A 15,577-nucleotide genomic window follows, 5' to 3' on the forward strand; every position below is an offset into this window, starting at 1 on the left:
CGGGTCGCGATTGCAGTGGGCTTTGGTCAGGGAAGGCGCAGCACTATACTGCGATGGCAGTGATCACGCAGGAGGAGGGAATGAGTCGCCACAGTTTCGCGGACGCGAGTGAACTCCAGCTGTCCCGGGTGCCGGCAGCACTGACCCGCAGTCTGTTGACTACGATTGCGGCCAGCGGACTGTCGCGGGACCGTTTGCTGGCGAGGGCGGGTTTCGCCCACGACCCCCTGCGCGATCAGACCCTGACCGATGTCGCCACGCCCGCCCAGTACAGCCGCCTCTGCAGTGTGCTGTGTCGGCAGTTGAACGATGAAACCCTGGGCAGCATGCCGGATGCGCCGACTCCGCCCGGCACCCTGCGACTGGTCGCCTTGAGCATGCTGGGCGGCGGTACCCTGGGGGTGGCGATGCAGCGCGCGATCGAATTCAATGCCTGCTGCCGGGCGCGATTGCGGCCACCGGTCCAGAACCGCCTGTTGCTCCACGCGGATGGCAGAGAGGCCACGCTGACCTACCTCGGCACCGGGGTGACTGCCCGCCACCAGCACCGGGTGTTGTCGGGACTGGCCATCTGGCTGCGCTTCTGTAGCTGGCTGATCGGCCAGGAAATCGATATTACCCGTGCCAGCTGCGCCGGCCCGCAGCCAGGCAACAGCGATTCCCTGCGCCACTTTCTCCCGGGACCGGTGGCGTTTGCGGCCCGGGTCAATGCGGTGACGTTCAGCGCCCGCCACCTGGAAGCGGCAATTCTGCGCAATGAGCAGCAACTGGGTGAGTTCATGGCGCTGGCGCCCTACCTTCTGCTGCACGCGCCCGAGGCCTGCCACGACAGCACCACCCGGCGTATCCTCGCCATCATTGGCGATGACTTCCGGCGCGAGCTGCCCAGGTTCGGGGAGTTGACCGGCCTGCTCAACATGTCGGCCCGGACCTTGCGCCGGCGCCTGGAGAGCGAGGGTACGTCTTACCAGCGGATCAAGGACAAGGCGCGCCGTGATCGCGCCATCAGTTTGCTCCGGCATCCGGGGCTGTCGGTGTCCGAAGTGGCCGAGGCGCTTGGTTTCAGCGACCCCAGCGCGTTTCACCGCTCATTCAAGAAGTGGACCGGGCAGTCGCCGGGTGCGTTTCGCTGATCTGGTGCCCTGCAGCCTGAATATCGACGCGATCCGGGGCTGTCAGCGCGACCAGGGCAGCGGCCCCGTGCGCCAGTGCCTGGTCCAGGCCTGGTAGACCTTGTTGCTGTAGCGCCGGCTGCCGAGACTGCCGTTGTAGGCCGCCAGGGCCCGGTGCAGATCACCCTTTTCCCGCTGCAGGTAGAACTGCAGAATGCGACAGCCATACTCGAAGTTGGTCAGGTTCATGGTCAGGTTGTCATCGGCGCGGCCGATTTCGTTCTTCCAGAACGGCATTACCTGCATCATGCCCTGGGCGCCGACGGGGGAAATGGCAAAGCGGTCGAAATGACTCTCCACTTCGATCACCGCCAGCACCAGCTCCGGTGGCAGTGACGCCCTGGACGCAGCCGCGTGTACCTGGCGCAGCAACAGCAGCCGCTCCTCCGAGTTTTTCACGAACCGCTGCAGGCGCGCCGACATGTCCACCAGCCAGACCTCGGCATCGTAGCGGTCAGCGAAGCTGTCGGCGCTGTTGATGGTCTGGTCGAGGAAGGCCCTCAGTGCAGCGCGCTCCTCCGGGTCCTGTGGCTGGCTGCCCGCAAACGGTGCCAGCAGTGCCAGCAGCAGGACCGTTGCCAGAACCTGCCAGCACAACCTCGCCGGCTTGTCGCTAGCTGCCATGGCGAGTGTCAGTGCTGCAGGCGGCCGAGTACGTCGGCGACCACGGCGTCGACCGGGATCAGCGTCGCCTCCGCGTCACGGCGGCCCTTGTACTCCAGGTTGCCTTCGGCCAGGGCCCGGTCGCCGATGACCAGGCGGTGGGGAATGCCCAGCAGTTCCATGTCGGCGAACTTGACGCCGGGTCGCTCGTTTCGATCATCGAGCAACACATCGATGCCGGCATCGCGGAACTGCTGGTACAGGGACAGGGCGCTTTCGGCAACCGCCTCTGACTTCTGCATGTTCAGGGGCACGATGGCGAGCTGGAACGGCGCCATGGCCTCGGGCCAGATGATGCCGCGCTCGTCGTGGTTCTGCTCAATGGCGGCCGCGACGATGCGGCTGACGCCGATGCCGTAGCAGCCCATGCTGATGGTGACGCTCTTGCCGTTCTCGTCCAGCACCTGGGCGTGCATGGCTTCGCTGTACTTGCTCCCGAGCTGGAAAATGTGACCCACCTCGATCCCGCGCCGGATCAGCAGTGAGCCCTGGCCGTCGGGGCTGGGGTCGCCCTCCTGTACATTGCGCAGGTCTTCCACTCGGGTCAGAGGGCAGTCCCGCTCCCAGTTCACTCCCGTGAGGTGAATGTCGTCGCGGTTCGCGCCGCAGATGAAATCTGCCAGCTGGGCGGCGCTGCGATCGATGATCACCGGCAGCGGCAGGCCAACCGGTCCAAGGGAACCAAAACCTGCACCGCAAGCTGCCCGCACGGACTCCTCGCCAGCCATGGCCAGGGGGTTGGCGACGCCGGCCAGTTTCTCGGCCTTGATACTGTTCAGCTGGTGGTCGCCACGCAGCACCAGCGCGACCAGGGTCCCCGGCTCATCGCCCTCCACGATCAGGGTTTTCACCGTGCGCGCGGCGGGCACCGCAAGCAGCGTTGCCAGCTCCTCAATGCTGCGCACCCCGGGGGTGGCGACCTCCGCCATGGCTGCGGATGGCGATGGACGCGCCTCGGTCGGAGCGAGGGCTTCGGCCATCTCGACGTTGGCCGCGTAGTCGCTGCTGTCGCTGAAGGCGATGGCGTCTTCACCGGCGTGGGCCAGTACGTGGAACTCATGGGAGGCGCTGCCGCCGATGCTGCCGGTATCGGCAATCACCGGGCGAAACTCCAGGCCAAGGCGGGTGAAGATGTTGCTGTAGGTGCGGTGCATCACCTGGTAGGTCGCTTCCAGTGAGGCCTGGTCGATATGGAAAGAGTAGGCGTCCTTCATCAGGAATTCGCGGCCGCGCATGATGCCAAAGCGCGGCCGGATTTCATCCCGCACCTTGGTCTGGATCTGATACAGGTTCAGGGGCAGCTGCTTATAGCTCTTGACCTCGTTGCGCACCAGGTCGGTGACCACCTCTTCGTGGGTGGGCCCCAGGCAGAAGTCGCGCTGGTGCCGATCCTGTATCCGCAGCAGCTCCGGGCCGTACTGTTCCCAGCGGCCGGATTCCTGCCACAGCTCCGCCGGCTGCACCACCGGCATGCTGACTTCGATGGCGCCGCTGGCATCCATCTCCTCGCGCACCACCTTTTCGACCCTGCGCAATACGCGCAGACCCATCGGCAGCCAGGTGTACAGTCCGGCAGCCAGCTTGCGTATCAGCCCGGCACGCAACATCAGCTGGTGGCTGATGACCTCCGCATCGGCCGGGGTCTCTTTCTGGGTGCTGATCAGGTAGTCGCTGGTGCGCATTTGCTCGGGTCCATTGGGGGTGATTTGGAGGCCGTTCAGTTTACGTCCGAACTCAGCGCCGGTACAGGGTTGGCGGGCATGTGGCGAGCAGGGCGCACAAGTGCCGGAGTTGTCGGCTAAAAAACGGCAAAATGCAGCAAAAACAGGGTTTTTTTGCCATCGTACGCGGGAAACCCTTGTATTACAGCGTTTCATGGTTAATATCTGTTTCTGAGTCCGGTGGCGGCAGAGGTGGTGTTGGCCAGTCTGGCTCGGATGCGTGTCCCAACTCATTTGAACGAAGGTTGAAAAATTATGGCTACGAAAAAAGCAGCACCGAAGAAGGCACCTGCCAAGAAAGCGGCAACGGCAAAAGTAGCGGCCAAGAAGGCAGCACCCGCCAGGAAGGCCGCACCTGCCAAGAAGGCGGCACCCGTAATCAAGGACAAACTCACCAAGACCCAGATCGTGGCCTCCATCGCGGAATCCACCAGCCTCAGCAAGAAGCAGGTCGGCGACGTCATGAACGAACTGGAGTCGCTGATGGAGCGCAGCCTCAAGAAGCGTGCGGTTGGCGAGTTTACCCTGCCTGGCCTGATGAAGATCACCACCGTGAAGAAGCCCGCCAAGAAGGCACGCAAGGGCATCAACCCCTTCACCGGCGAAGAAACCACCTTCAAGGCCAAGCCGGCCAGCGTTGCAGTGAAAGTGCGCCCGCTGAAGAAAATGAAGGACTTCGCTGCCGACTGAGCGCCGGCAGCAGGCCCTGTCCGCGGCTGCGGGCGGGGCAAGGCTCTCCTCGCCTCGGCACGGTCTGGTGCAGGGGCACGCATCCCTCCCCGATTTTCCCAAATTCTTCTGTATTGGCCTGCGCCCTGCCATAGGGTAAAATCCGCGCCTCGAATTTTACTGCCCCTTTCCTTTTACTGGCGAGTACACTCCATGCCGATTTACGAGTACCAGTGTCAGTCCTGTGGCCACCTGCACGAGGCGCTGCAGAAAGTCAGTGACGCGCCTTTGGTGGATTGCCCTGCCTGCGGCGCGGCCCAGCTGCGCAAGAAGATTTCCGCAGCCGGCTTCCGCCTCAAGGGCGGTGGCTGGTATGAGACCGATTTCAAGACCGGCGGCAAGAAGAACCTTGCAGCCAGCGGTGACGACAAGGGCTCCGCGCCTGCGGCTGCAGCGGCCCCCGCGGCGGTGGCCGACAGCGGAGGCGCCTCCAAGGCCGCCCCCAAGGGCGGCGAGGCGAAGCCCGCCAGCTAGTGTCGTGTCACTAGACCCTGCCCCCCGGGGCCAACCTGACAACTGACGGAACGGAATTATGCGCAGTGATTATTGTGGCGCCCTGGGCACAGCCAACATCGACGAAACGGTAACCCTGTGTGGCTGGGTGGACCGTCGTCGCGACCACGGCGGCGTCATTTTCCTTGATTTGCGTGACCGGGCTGGCATCGTGCAGGTGGTATTTGACCCGGACACCGGGGAGCACTTCCAGCGCGCCGATCGGGTACGCAGCGAGTATGTGCTGCAGGTAAAGGGCCGGGTCCGTGCCCGTACCGAGGCCACGGTGAATTCGGCCATGGCGACTGGCCAGATCGAGGTCCTGGGCAAGGAGCTGGAAATCCTCAACAGCGCCAGCACCCCGCCGTTCCAGCTGGATGAATATACCAACGTCGGTGAGGATGTCAGGCTGCAGTACCGCTACATGGATCTGCGCCGCCCCGAGATGCAGAATCGCCTGATCCTGCGGGCGAAGATCACCACCGCGGTGCGCAATTTCCTCGACGCCGAGGGTTTCCTCGATATCGAAACGCCGATCCTGACCCGGGCCACCCCCGAAGGCGCCCGCGATTATCTGGTTCCCAGCCGCACCCACCCGGGGCACTTCTTTGCCTTGCCGCAGTCGCCACAGCTGTTCAAGCAACTGCTGATGGTGTCCGGCTTCGACCGCTACTACCAGGTCGCCAAATGCTTTCGCGACGAGGATCTGCGCGCCGATCGGCAACCGGAATTCACCCAGATCGATATCGAGACCTCCTTCCTCAACGAGGAAGAGATCATGGCGATCACCGAGCGCATGATCCGGCAGCTGTTCAGTACCGTGCTGGCGGTGGAGTTGGGCGATTTCCCGCGCATGTCCTGGGCCGAGGCCATGGAGCGCTTCGGCTCCGACAAGCCGGACCTGCGCATCGACCTGGAGCTGGTCAGCATCGACGACCTGATGCAGCAGGTGGAATTCAAGGTATTCCGCGGTCCCGCGGACGATCCCGGTGGCCGCGTTGCGGCATTGAAAGTGCCGGGCGGCGCCGGCATCAGCCGCAAGGAGATTGACGACTACACCAAATTTGTCAGTATCTATGGCGCCCGCGGGCTGGCCTGGATCAAGGTCAACGATCTCGCCGCCGGTGTCGAGGGGCTGCAGTCGCCGATCCTCAAGTTCATGCCGGAAGCGGTGGTGGCGGAATTGATGCAGCGTCTGGGCGCGCAGAACGGCGACATCATCTTCTTCGGCGCCGATCGCACGGCGGTGGTGAACGAGTCGCTGGGCGCCCTGCGCCTCAAGGTGGCCCAGGACCAGGGTCTGGTTCGCGCCGGCTGGGCGCCCCTGTGGGTGGTGGACTTCCCCATGTTCGAGGATAACGGCAATGGCGGCCTGACCCCGTTGCACCATCCGTTCACCGCGCCCTCCTGTTCCCCGGAGGCGCTGGTGGCGGACCCGGCAGCCGCCCTGTCCCGGGCCTATGACATGGTGCTGAACGGCACTGAGCTTGGCGGCGGCAGCATCCGCATCCACCAGCGCGAGATGCAGGAGGCTGTGTTCCGCATCCTGGGTATCAGCGACGAGGAAGCCGAGGAGAAATTCGGGTTTCTGCTGCAGGCGCTGCAATACGGCGCACCGCCTCACGGCGGTCTCGCTTTCGGCCTCGACCGGCTGGTGATGCTGATGACCGGGTCGCAGTCGATCCGCGATGTCATCGCCTTCCCGAAAACCCAGACCGCCCACTGCGTGCTCACGGATGCGCCGGGCGAAGTCAGGGAAGCGCAGCTCAAGGAACTCAATATCCGCCTGCGCCAGGCCAAACGGGAGTTGGACCCGCCCGCATAATACTGTAGATTCATACAGATCAGGGGTTCCAGGCAGCGCTCGGAGTACAGTATGGCGGTCATCCTCGGGATCGACCCCGGTTCCCGCAAAACGGGTTTTGGCATTATCAATTACGTCTCCGGTCGCAGCGAGTACCTGACCAGCGGCGTTATCCGCCTGCCGGCAGGCGATCTGTCCGAGCGCATGCGGGTCATCTACGCCAGCGTCACCGAACTGGTGCTGCTGCACTGCCCCGACCAGCTGGCGATCGAGCAGGTATTCATGGCCAGGAGCGCGGGTTCCGCGCTCAAGCTGGGGCAGGCGCGGGGCGCCGCCATCGTCGCCTGTGTGGCGCAGGACATGGCGGTAGCCGAGTATTCCGCGCGCCAGATCAAGCAGGCGGTGGTGGGCACCGGCGCCGCCGACAAAAGCCAGGTCCAGCACATGGTCAAGGTGCTGCTGAAGCTGCCGGCGGAGCCGCAGGAGGATGCCGCTGACGCCCTCGCAGCCGCCCTGTGTCACGCCCACACCCAACACAGTATGATAAACATCGCCGGCGCCACCTCCGTGCGCCGGCGGCGGATGCGCTAGCGCAACGGTGGCAGAATCATGATAGGCAGGATACGCGGCACCCTGGTGCACAAACAGCCCCCGGACATTCTCGTGGATGTGGCCGGAGTGGGCTATGACATCCAGGTTCCCATGAGCACCCTGTTCCAGCTTCCCGAGTTGGGGGCGGACGTTACCCTGCTGACCCATTTCGTCGTGCGCGAGGATGCGCAGCTGTTGTACGGCTTTATTGATGAACGCGACCGCGCCCTGTTCCGGCAGCTGGTGAAGGTCAGTGGCGTCGGTCCGAAGTTGGCGCTGACGATTCTCTCGGGCATGGATGCCACGGAGTTTGCCCGCTGTGTCCAGCGGGACGACTTGTCGGCGCTGGTGGCATTGCCCGGCGTGGGGAAGAAAACCGCCGAGCGCCTGCTGGTGGAAATGCGCGACAAGCTCAAACAATGGCTGGGCCAGTGGGCGGAGGCTGGCACTGCGGTTCCGGCTACCGGTTACACACCGGCCAATGACAAGGTGGCGGATGCCGAGGGGGCGCTGGTTGCCCTCGGTTACAAGCCCGCCGAGGCCGCGCGCATGATAGCGGCGGTCAACGATGACAGCGCTGCCGACAGCGAGGACCTGATCCGCCGCGCCCTGAAAGCCGTGGTGAGCCGCTGATGATTGAAACCGATCGCCTGATTGCGCCCCAGGCCAGGGGCGAGCGCGAGGAGCTGCTGGACCGGGCGATCCGCCCGAAGACCCTGGCAGAGTACATTGGCCAACCGGTCGTGCGCGACCAGATGGCCATTTTCCTGCAGGCTGCGCGTGGCCGCAGCGAGCCCCTGGACCACACCCTGATCTTTGGTCCCCCCGGCCTCGGCAAGACCACACTCGCCAGCATCATTGCCAACGAAATGGGTGTGTCCCTGAAGACCACCTCCGGCCCGGTGCTGGAGAAAGCCGGCGACATCGCCGCCCTGATGACCAACCTGGAGCCGGGGGATGTCCTCTTTATAGACGAGATCCACCGCCTCAGTCCGGTGGTCGAGGAAATTCTCTACCCGGCGATGGAGGACTACCAGCTCGATATCATGATCGGCGAGGGCCCGGCGGCCCGTTCCATCAAGCTGGACCTGCCGCCCTTTACCCTGGTCGGCGCCACTACCCGCGCCGGGCTGCTGACCTCGCCCCTGCGGGACCGTTTTGGCATCGTGCAGCGGCTGGAGTTCTATCAGGTGGCGGATCTGGCCACCATCGTCGCCCGCTCGGCGGCCATTCTGGGTATCGGCATCGACAGTCACGGCGCCGCCGAAATTGCCCGTCGCGCGCGCGGCACGCCCCGCATCGCCAACCGGCTGCTGCGGCGAGTGCGCGACTACGCCGAGGTCAAGGCCGACGGCCACATCACCGCCGAGGTGGCGGACCGCGCGCTGGACATGCTGAGTGTGGACCACCTGGGTTTCGACCACCAGGATCGGCGCCTGCTGCTGGCCATGATCGAGAAGTTCGACGGCGGCCCGGTGGGCGTGGACAGCCTCGCCGCCGCGATTTCCGAGGAGCGCGGCACCATCGAGGACGTGCTGGAGCCCTACCTGATCCAGCAGGGCTACATGGTGCGGACCCCGCGCGGACGCATGGTGACCCGTAACGCCTATCTGCACTTCGGCCTGCCCGCCGGGCGCACGCCGGAAACGGCACAATTACCACTGCAGCCCGATCGGGACGAGAACGCGTGAGTGCGGCGGAATTTTCAATTAAGCTGCGAGTCTACATTGAGGATACCGATGCCGGTGGCATCGTCTACTACGTCAACTACCTGAAATTCATGGAACGCGCCCGCACCGAATTCATGCGCAGCCTGGGCTTTGGCAAGGACTACATCTTCAACCACGACCTGATGTTCGTGGTGCGGGACGTGGCCATCCGCTATCGGGCCCCGGCGCTGCTGGATGATGAACTGGAGGCGGCCGCGACCCTGGCGGAGGCGCGCGGCGCCACCCTGGTGCTGCGCCAGGCCATTCGCCGCGGCAGGGAATTGCTGGCCTCCGCCGAGGTCACCATTGCCTGTGTCGACCGGGCCGGGGTACGGCCGCGGCGGCTGCCACGGGACATGCTGGACACCCTGCGCGCCGCGCAGATTCATTGAGGGGGAGCCCGACACTTGGAAGCACAACTGAGTATTATCGACCTGATTCTCGAGGCCGGATTCACCGTGCAGCTGGTCATGCTGACCCTGTTGGCGGCCTCCATGGCCTCCTGGTACATGATCGTCCAGCGGTTTATCTATTTCCGCAACGGCCGCGAGGAGATGTTCGAGTTCGAGGAGCGCTTCTGGTCCGGTATCGACCTGTCCCAACTCTACCGCGAGGGCAATGAGCGCACGGCCGATGGCGCGATGATCGTCGGCATGGAAAGCATCTTCCGCGCCGGTTTCAAGGAGTTCTCGCGCCTGGCGAAACAGTCGGAGATGGATTCCGAGGCGGTGATCGAGGGCTCGCGCCGGGCCATGCGGGTTGCCATGCTGCGGGAGGAGGAGCGCCTGGAAAAGCACCTGTCCTTCCTGGCTTCGGTGGGTTCCACCAGCCCCTACATCGGCCTCTTCGGCACCGTCTGGGGGATCATGAACAGCTTCCGCGGCCTCGCCACCACCACCCAGGCGACCCTGGCCACGGTGGCCCCGGGCATCTCCGAGGCCCTGATCGCCACCGCCATGGGCCTGTTCGCCGCCATTCCCGCAGTACTCGCCTACAACCGCTTTGCCAGTCGGATGGACATGTTCCTCAATCGCTACGACACCTTTGTCGATGAGTTTTCCAGCATTCTCTACCGTCAGGCCTATGCCGTGCGTGCGCGCGACAGGAAAACGGGGTAACCGCCGCCATGCCCAGGTCCCGCAGCAAACGCCGCCCCATGGCCGACATCAATGTCGTTCCGTATATCGACGTCATGCTGGTACTGCTCATCATATTCATGGTGACCGCGCCGATGTTGATGCAGGGTGTGAAGGTCGAGCTGCCCACGGCCGATGCCGACCCGGTGGACAATCAGGACAGCGAGCCGTTGATCATCTCCATCGACAGCAGCGGCCAGTTGTTCCTCAACCTCGGGGAGGACGAGAAGCAGGCCCTCGAGCTGGCGACCATCACCCAGCGCGTCGGCGCGGTCATGCGCCGCAGCCCGGAAAAGCCGGTGCTGGTGTGGGGTGACCGCGCTGTTCCCTACGGCGAGGTCGTCACCCTGATGGCCGCCCTGCAGGAAGCGGGCGCCCCCAGCGTCGGACTGGTGACAGAGCCACCCCAGTGAACTCTATCTACGCCAAGCCGGTAACGCCGCGCATCATCCTGCGCCCGGCGCTGGCGACTGTGCTGCTGCATGCGCTCGTCATCTTTCTGCTGACGGCGAACTGGTCCAGCTCCGAGGAACGGGTGCTGAAACCGAAGCCGATGCCGAAAGTCATCAATGCGACGCTGGTGGATGTCAGCGAGATACAGTCAAAGCCTGAACCTGCGCCAGAACCTGCACCCAGGCCGGAACCTAAACCCGCGCCCAAGCCGGCGCCCAAGCCGGAACCGAAACCGGCACCCAAGCCGGAGCCCAAGCCGGAGCCCAAGCCGGAACCAAAGCCAAAGCCAGAGCCCAAGCCCGCGCCAAAGCCAGACCCAAAACCGACACCGAAGCCCGAGCCGAAGCCCGAGCCCCCTCGCCCTTCACCGCAGGAGCTGGCGGAAGCGGCGCGGCAGGAGGCGGCGCGCAAGGCTGCCGAGGAGCAGGCCGCGCGCGCCGCCGCCGCGTCCGCAGAGCTGGCCGCCAGCTATGCTTCCCTGATCCAGCAGACCGTGGAGCGGCGCTGGAGCCGCCCGCCCAGCGCCCGCAACGGAATGGAGGTTCTGTTGTCCATACAGTTGATCCCCACCGGTGAGGTGGTGAGCGTGAGCGTATTGCGCAGCAGCGGAGATTCCGCGTTCGACCGTTCCGCCATTGCCGCGGTCGAGCGCGCGGGCAACTTCCCCGAGCTCAAGAACCTGCCGCCGCGTGAGTTCGAACAGAACTTCCGGCGTTTTCGCCTGTTATTCAGACCAGAGGATCTACGTTACTGATGAAACATCTGACAGCAGTGATACTGGGGACGGTGATTGCCCTGGTGGCGATGAGCGCTCGCGCGCAACTGGTCATTGAAATCACCCAGGGCATGGATAACCCCACGCCGATTGCGGTAGTACCCTTTGCCTGGCAGGGCAGCGGGGCGCCGCCGGCCGATGTGGCCCAGGTTATCGATGACGATCTCGCCCGCAGCGGCCAGTTCGAGCCGGTTGACCGCGGCGACATGCTGGCCCGGCCCACTACCCAGGAGCAGGTGTTTTACCGCGACTGGCGCGCGATCAATTCCGAGTACGTGCTGATCGGCAGGGTGTCGGTGACCGGGCCGGTGCAGATGCGGATCGAGTACGAATTGTTCGACGTCAACCGCCAGGCGCGCGTACTGCACGGCTATGAAGAGGGCCATGTCAACGAGGCGCGGATGCTGTCCCACCGGGTGGCGGACGAAGTCTATGAAACCCTGACCGGTATCCCCGGCGCCTTTGCCACCCGCCTGCTGTACGTGTCCGTGACCCGCAACCCGGGCGGCAAGGACTACTACCGCCTGACCCTGGCCGACTCCGACGGCGCCCGCCCGATCGTGCTGCTGGAATCCCGCGAGCCGATCATGGCACCCACCTGGTCCCCGGACGGGATGCACATAGCGTACGTCTCCTTCGAGACCAGCCGTCCGGCGATCTATCGTCAGGAACTGGCCACGGGCGTGCGCGAGCAGCTGACCAATTTCCGCGGCCTCAACGGCGCGCCGGCGTGGTCGCCGGATGGCAATACCATGGCCATGGTGTTGTCCAAGGACGGCAACCCCGATATCTACCTGATGGACCTGCGGAGCAAGCAGCTGACCCAGATTACCCGCCACTACGCCATTGACACCGAGCCTGCCTGGATGCCGGATGGCCGGTCGCTGCTGTTTACCTCCGACCGTGGCGGGCGCCCGCAGATCTACCGCTATGACCTGCGCAGCGGGGCCACCGAACGGGTCACCTTCGAGGGCACCTACAACGCCCGGGCGCGCATGGCCCAGGACGGGCGCAATATGGTGATGGTGCACCAGTCCAGCGGGCGCTTCCACATTGCGCTGCAGGACCTGGTAAGCAACCGCCTGCAGGTGCTTACCAGCACCGAGCTCGACGAAAGTCCCAGTATCGCCCCCAATGGCTCTATGGTATTGTATGGCACCAAATCCGGCGACCGGGGCATTCTTGCCGCCGTCTCCGTGGACGGTGGAGTGAAATTCCGTTTACCGGCGCGCGAAGGCGACGTCCGTGAACCGGCATGGTCACCATATCTAAGTCGTTGAAAACGACGGTTGTAACCAATGTCATTAACCATCATTCGCAAGGAAAGAACCACAATGAAACATCTGACTGTTGCTGGCAAGGCACTGACTCTACTGTTCGTCGCCGCGTTTCTGGTGGCCTGTTCCAGCAAGGACACCAAGGACGATGACGCCGCTGCTGCTGCCGCAGCCGAAGCTGCTGCCCGTTCCGCCGCCGAGCGCGCCGCCGCCGCTGATGCGGAGGCCGCTGGTTCCCAGCAGCAGCGCCTGCAAGACGCCGTCGCCGCCGTGGGCAACGTGTTCTACTTCGACTACGACAGCTCCAACCTGAAGCCCCAGGCCCAGGCTGCGCTGGATGCCCATATCGCCCTGCTGCGGACCAACGATCGCAGCGTGCGCCTGGAAGGCCACACTGATGAGCGCGGTACCCGTGAATACAACATGGCGCTGGGCGAGCGCCGTGCCAACACCGTGCGCGATTACATGGTCGTGAACGGCATCCCCAGCTACCGTATTGAAACGGTCAGCTATGGCGAAGAACAGCCCATCGCTTACGGTTCCGGCGAAGCCAACTGGTCGCAGAACCGTCGCGTTGAGCTCAAGTAGGGCGCGGTAGCGCATGCCTTACTTCAGCAAAGCGCTGTTGGCAAACGGGTTGGCCCTCGCGGTCGGCCCGTTCTGCTTTCTGGCCACTGCATACGCCCAGGACTATATCGACGTCGAGGCAGAGCGCGCCGCGGCTGCTGCGAATCCGTCGTCTTCTACCTCTGTGCAACCTGCCCAGTCCTACCCCGTTACCAGCTATGGTATCGGCTCTGCCCCAGCCGCTCCGGCGCTGCAGGGAGAAAGCCCGGCAGCCCCGGTCGGCAGTGCCAGTGGCAACGCCGGCCAGTTGCTGTTGAAAGTGCAGCAACTGCAGCAGGAAGTGATGCGCCTCAACGGTCTGGTCGAGGAACAGGCGCACGAATTGCGCACCCTCAAGGCCCAGAGCCTGGAGCGCTATATTGATCTCGACCGTCGTCTGGGACTGCTGGCCGGCGGCTCGGTGGAATCACTTCCCGAGGCCACGGAGCAGTTGTCGGCATCGGCACCTGCTGCAGAACCGGCAGCGCCGCGGTCTTCGCCGATTGCGGTAGCGCCGCCGGCCGCCGAAGCGCAGCCAGGCGAGGCGCAGGCTTACCAGGCTGCCTATGCGCTGGTGCGCAGCCAGCAGTTCAACCAGGCGGTCACAGCATTCCAGCAATTCCTGCAGGACTATCCGTCCGGGCGCTTTACCCCCAACGCCCATTACTGGCTGGGCGAATTGTACCTGGTGACATCGCCGCCAGACCCGGAGGCCGCGCGGCAGTCATTCATGCTGCTGCTTGACATGTACCCGCAGGACTCCAAGGTGCCTGATGCCCTGTTCAAACTGGGCCGCATTCATTACACCAAGGGCAATCGTGAGCGCGCCCGCGAATTTCTGGATCGCGTGATCAGCGAGTTCGGCTCCAGCAACAGTGCCGCGGTCAAGCTGGCGCAGGATTTCATCAGCGAGAACTACTGACCGCCGGTCAGCCTCAAGCCCATGGCAAGCACTCAACTCCGAACTCCCGCTGCGGCGTCCGCCGACGCGGGAGACATTTCCCTGCGCATCACCGAGGTGTTCTACTCCCTGCAGGGAGAAGCGCGCACCGTGGGCCTGCCCACCGTATTCGTGCGCCTCACCGGCTGCCCCCTGCGCTGTGTCTACTGTGATACCGCCTATGCCTTCAGTGGCGGCGAGCAGTGGAGCATGGCGCGGGTACTGGCGGAAGTGGCCAGTCACCGACCGCGCCATGTCACTGTGACCGGCGGCGAACCGCTGGCGCAACCCGCTTGCCTGCCGCTGCTGGCGTCCCTTTGCGATGCCGGCTATGAGGTGTCACTGGAGACCTCCGGCGCGCTCCCGGTCGCGGATGTGGATCCGCGAGTGGTCAAGGTGCTGGACCTGAAGACGCCGGCCTCGGGCGAGGCTCACCGCAATGACTACGCCAACATCGCTTATCTGACGCCCAATGACCAGGTCAAGTTCGTGATCTGCGATCGTGCCGACTACGACTGGGCGCGCTTCAAGCTCGATGAGTACCGGCTCGCGGAGCGGGTATCCGATGTGCTGTTTTCGCCCAGCCACGGCCAGCTCCAGGGCCGCGAACTGGCGGAGTGGATCCTGGCGGACAATTTGCCGGTGCGACTGCAGCTACAGTTGCACAAGCTGCTGTGGAACGATGAGCCCGGCCGCTGAGCAGGTGGGGAAGGGCCGGCGCGCGGTCATCCTGGTGTCCGGCGGCCTCGACTCCACCACCGTACTGGCCATGGCACGGGCGCAGGGCTACCAGTGTTTCACCCTGAGCTTTGACTACGGCCAGCGTCATCGGGCGGAACTGCTGGCGGCGGCGCGGGCATCCGCCGCCCTGGGTGACGTCGAGCACAAGGTGGTCACCCTCAACCTGGACAGCATCGGTGGCTCTGCCCTGACGGACATGGCCATTGCCGTGCCGGAAGAAGAAACCGCCGGTATCCCCATCACCTACGTGCCTGCCCGCAATACCGTGTTCCTGTCGATCGCGCTGGGCTGGGCCGAGGTGCTCGGTGCCAACGACATCTTCATCGGCGTCAACGCGGTGGATTACTCCGGCTACCCCGACTGTCGCCCCGAGTACATCGCCGCCTTCGAAACCATGGCCAACCTGGCAACCCGCGCCGGTATCGAGGGGCAAAAGCTCACTATCCACACACCGCTGATGGACCTGTCCAAGGGCGATATCATCCGCGCGGGCACGGCCCTGGGTGTGGACTACGCCCTCACCGTGTCCTGCTATCAGGCTACCGGGCAGGGCCTGGCCTGCGGCAAGTGTGACTCCTGTCGCTTGCGACGCGAGGGCTTCAGCCAGGCGGGCATCGCCGATCCTACCCGTTACCGGTCATAGCGGGACAATAGGCGGCGATGACGTAAAAAAGCACTTGAGTTTTATACCCAAATCCGTACTATACGCAGCTCTTTCGGGGCCGTTAGCTCAGTTGGTAGAGCAGTTGGCTTTTAACCAATTGGTCG

Annotated in this window: 18 protein-coding genes; 16 read left to right on the forward strand and 2 right to left on the reverse strand. The window is 64.3% G+C overall.

Annotated features, from left to right (window positions below; all coding sequences use genetic code 11):
- The first annotated feature begins 80 nt into the window (after positions 1-80).
- Positions 81-1,133, forward strand: coding sequence for an AraC family transcriptional regulator (locus RLO07_RS10675; RefSeq protein WP_462292125.1), 1,053 nt, complete (start codon positions 81-83; stop codon positions 1,131-1,133).
- Positions 1,134-1,175: 42 nt separating this feature from the next.
- On the opposite strand, the gene RLO07_RS10680 is transcribed toward RLO07_RS10675, so the two are convergent.
- Together RLO07_RS10680 and RLO07_RS10685 are read right to left on the reverse strand one after the other, a co-directional pair.
- Positions 1,176-1,796 (reverse strand): lytic transglycosylase domain-containing protein, encoded by a 621-nt coding sequence (locus tag RLO07_RS10680; protein WP_462292126.1) that lies wholly within the window; start codon positions 1,794-1,796, stop codon positions 1,176-1,178.
- An 8-nt stretch (positions 1,797-1,804) separates the two neighbouring features.
- Positions 1,805-3,517: a proline--tRNA ligase gene (locus tag RLO07_RS10685; protein WP_462292127.1), complete on the reverse strand. Its 1,713-nt coding sequence runs from the start codon at positions 3,515-3,517 to the stop codon at positions 1,805-1,807.
- Between the two features lie 294 nt (positions 3,518-3,811).
- Here RLO07_RS10685 and RLO07_RS10690 point away from each other — a divergent pair, with 294 nt between their 5' ends.
- The 15 genes from RLO07_RS10690 (at position 3,812) to queC (ending at position 15,452) form a co-directional block, all read left to right on the forward strand.
- Positions 3,812-4,246, forward strand: a complete 435-nt coding sequence (locus RLO07_RS10690; RefSeq protein ID WP_462292128.1) for an HU family DNA-binding protein — start codon at positions 3,812-3,814, stop codon at positions 4,244-4,246.
- Positions 4,247-4,438: 192 nt separating this feature from the next.
- Positions 4,439-4,759 carry an FmdB family zinc ribbon protein gene (locus RLO07_RS10695; protein WP_462292129.1) on the forward strand — a complete coding sequence of 107 codons (321 nt, stop codon included), beginning with the start codon at positions 4,439-4,441 and terminating at the stop codon, positions 4,757-4,759.
- A 58-nt stretch (positions 4,760-4,817) separates the two neighbouring features.
- Complete coding sequence (aspS, locus tag RLO07_RS10700; RefSeq protein ID WP_462292130.1) at positions 4,818-6,602, forward strand: aspartate--tRNA ligase; 1,785 nt, start codon at positions 4,818-4,820, stop codon at positions 6,600-6,602.
- A gap of 51 nt (positions 6,603-6,653) precedes the next feature.
- A complete protein-coding gene (gene ruvC / locus RLO07_RS10705) occupies positions 6,654-7,172 on the forward strand; it encodes a crossover junction endodeoxyribonuclease RuvC (RefSeq protein WP_462292131.1) in 519 nt (172 codons plus the stop codon).
- 18 nt (positions 7,173-7,190) lie between these two features.
- Positions 7,191-7,805 carry a Holliday junction branch migration protein RuvA gene (gene ruvA / locus RLO07_RS10710; RefSeq protein WP_462292132.1) on the forward strand — a complete coding sequence of 205 codons (615 nt, stop codon included), beginning with the start codon at positions 7,191-7,193 and terminating at the stop codon, positions 7,803-7,805.
- Entirely contained in the window at positions 7,805-8,863 is a 1,059-nt protein-coding gene (gene ruvB / locus RLO07_RS10715) for a Holliday junction branch migration DNA helicase RuvB (RefSeq protein ID WP_462292133.1), read from the forward strand. Before ruvA ends, ruvB begins: the two co-directional genes overlap by 1 nt.
- Positions 8,860-9,273, forward strand: coding sequence for a tol-pal system-associated acyl-CoA thioesterase (gene ybgC / locus RLO07_RS10720; RefSeq protein WP_462292134.1), 414 nt, complete (start codon positions 8,860-8,862; stop codon positions 9,271-9,273). Before ruvB ends, ybgC begins: the two co-directional genes overlap by 4 nt.
- A 15-nt stretch (positions 9,274-9,288) precedes the next feature.
- Positions 9,289-9,999: a protein TolQ gene (tolQ, locus tag RLO07_RS10725; protein ID WP_462292135.1), complete on the forward strand. Its 711-nt coding sequence runs from the start codon at positions 9,289-9,291 to the stop codon at positions 9,997-9,999.
- A gap of 8 nt (positions 10,000-10,007) precedes the next feature.
- Positions 10,008-10,430: a protein TolR gene (gene tolR / locus RLO07_RS10730; RefSeq protein WP_462292136.1), complete on the forward strand. Its 423-nt coding sequence runs from the start codon at positions 10,008-10,010 to the stop codon at positions 10,428-10,430.
- Positions 10,427-11,224 carry a cell envelope integrity protein TolA gene (tolA, locus tag RLO07_RS10735; protein ID WP_462292137.1) on the forward strand — a complete coding sequence of 266 codons (798 nt, stop codon included), beginning with the start codon at positions 10,427-10,429 and terminating at the stop codon, positions 11,222-11,224. The genes tolR and tolA overlap by 4 nt, the downstream gene beginning before the upstream one ends.
- A complete protein-coding gene (gene tolB / locus RLO07_RS10740) occupies positions 11,224-12,525 on the forward strand; it encodes a Tol-Pal system beta propeller repeat protein TolB (RefSeq protein WP_462292138.1) in 1,302 nt (433 codons plus the stop codon). The genes tolA and tolB overlap by 1 nt, the downstream gene beginning before the upstream one ends.
- A 54-nt stretch (positions 12,526-12,579) precedes the next feature.
- Positions 12,580-13,110 (forward strand): peptidoglycan-associated lipoprotein Pal, encoded by a 531-nt coding sequence (gene pal, locus RLO07_RS10745; protein ID WP_462292139.1) that lies wholly within the window; start codon positions 12,580-12,582, stop codon positions 13,108-13,110.
- Positions 13,111-13,123: 13 nt separating this feature from the next.
- A complete protein-coding gene (gene ybgF / locus RLO07_RS10750) occupies positions 13,124-14,050 on the forward strand; it encodes a tol-pal system protein YbgF (RefSeq protein ID WP_462292140.1) in 927 nt (308 codons plus the stop codon).
- Positions 14,051-14,071: 21 nt separating this feature from the next.
- Positions 14,072-14,767: a 7-carboxy-7-deazaguanine synthase QueE gene (gene queE, locus RLO07_RS10755; RefSeq protein WP_462292141.1), complete on the forward strand. Its 696-nt coding sequence runs from the start codon at positions 14,072-14,074 to the stop codon at positions 14,765-14,767.
- A complete protein-coding gene (gene queC / locus RLO07_RS10760; RefSeq protein WP_462292142.1) occupies positions 14,751-15,452 on the forward strand; it encodes a 7-cyano-7-deazaguanine synthase QueC in 702 nt (233 codons plus the stop codon). The genes queE and queC overlap by 17 nt, the downstream gene beginning before the upstream one ends.
- Positions 15,453-15,577: the final 125 nt, after the last annotated feature.

The organism is Haliea sp., from assembly GCF_040221975.1.
Classification (GTDB): Bacteria; Pseudomonadota; Gammaproteobacteria; order Pseudomonadales; family Halieaceae; genus Haliea.

Coding starts and splice junctions, on each gene's coding strand:
- RLO07_RS10675 (WP_462292125.1), top strand. CDS start 81: ATGAGTCGCCACAGTTTCGCGGACGCGAGTGAACTCCAGCTGTCCCGG.
- RLO07_RS10680 (WP_462292126.1), bottom strand. CDS start 1,796: ATGGCAGCTAGCGACAAGCCGGCGAGGTTGTGCTGGCAGGTTCTGGCA.
- RLO07_RS10685 (WP_462292127.1), bottom strand. CDS start 3,517: ATGCGCACCAGCGACTACCTGATCAGCACCCAGAAAGAGACCCCGGCC.
- RLO07_RS10690 (WP_462292128.1), top strand. CDS start 3,812: ATGGCTACGAAAAAAGCAGCACCGAAGAAGGCACCTGCCAAGAAAGCG.
- RLO07_RS10695 (WP_462292129.1), top strand. CDS start 4,439: ATGCCGATTTACGAGTACCAGTGTCAGTCCTGTGGCCACCTGCACGAG.
- aspS (WP_462292130.1), top strand. CDS start 4,818: ATGCGCAGTGATTATTGTGGCGCCCTGGGCACAGCCAACATCGACGAA.
- ruvC (WP_462292131.1), top strand. CDS start 6,654: ATGGCGGTCATCCTCGGGATCGACCCCGGTTCCCGCAAAACGGGTTTT.
- ruvA (WP_462292132.1), top strand. CDS start 7,191: ATGATAGGCAGGATACGCGGCACCCTGGTGCACAAACAGCCCCCGGAC.
- ruvB (WP_462292133.1), top strand. CDS start 7,805: ATGATTGAAACCGATCGCCTGATTGCGCCCCAGGCCAGGGGCGAGCGC.
- tolR (WP_462292136.1), top strand. CDS start 10,008: ATGCCCAGGTCCCGCAGCAAACGCCGCCCCATGGCCGACATCAATGTC.
- tolB (WP_462292138.1), top strand. CDS start 11,224: ATGAAACATCTGACAGCAGTGATACTGGGGACGGTGATTGCCCTGGTG.
- pal (WP_462292139.1), top strand. CDS start 12,580: ATGAAACATCTGACTGTTGCTGGCAAGGCACTGACTCTACTGTTCGTC.
- ybgF (WP_462292140.1), top strand. CDS start 13,124: ATGCCTTACTTCAGCAAAGCGCTGTTGGCAAACGGGTTGGCCCTCGCG.
- queE (WP_462292141.1), top strand. CDS start 14,072: ATGGCAAGCACTCAACTCCGAACTCCCGCTGCGGCGTCCGCCGACGCG.
- queC (WP_462292142.1), top strand. CDS start 14,751: ATGAGCCCGGCCGCTGAGCAGGTGGGGAAGGGCCGGCGCGCGGTCATC.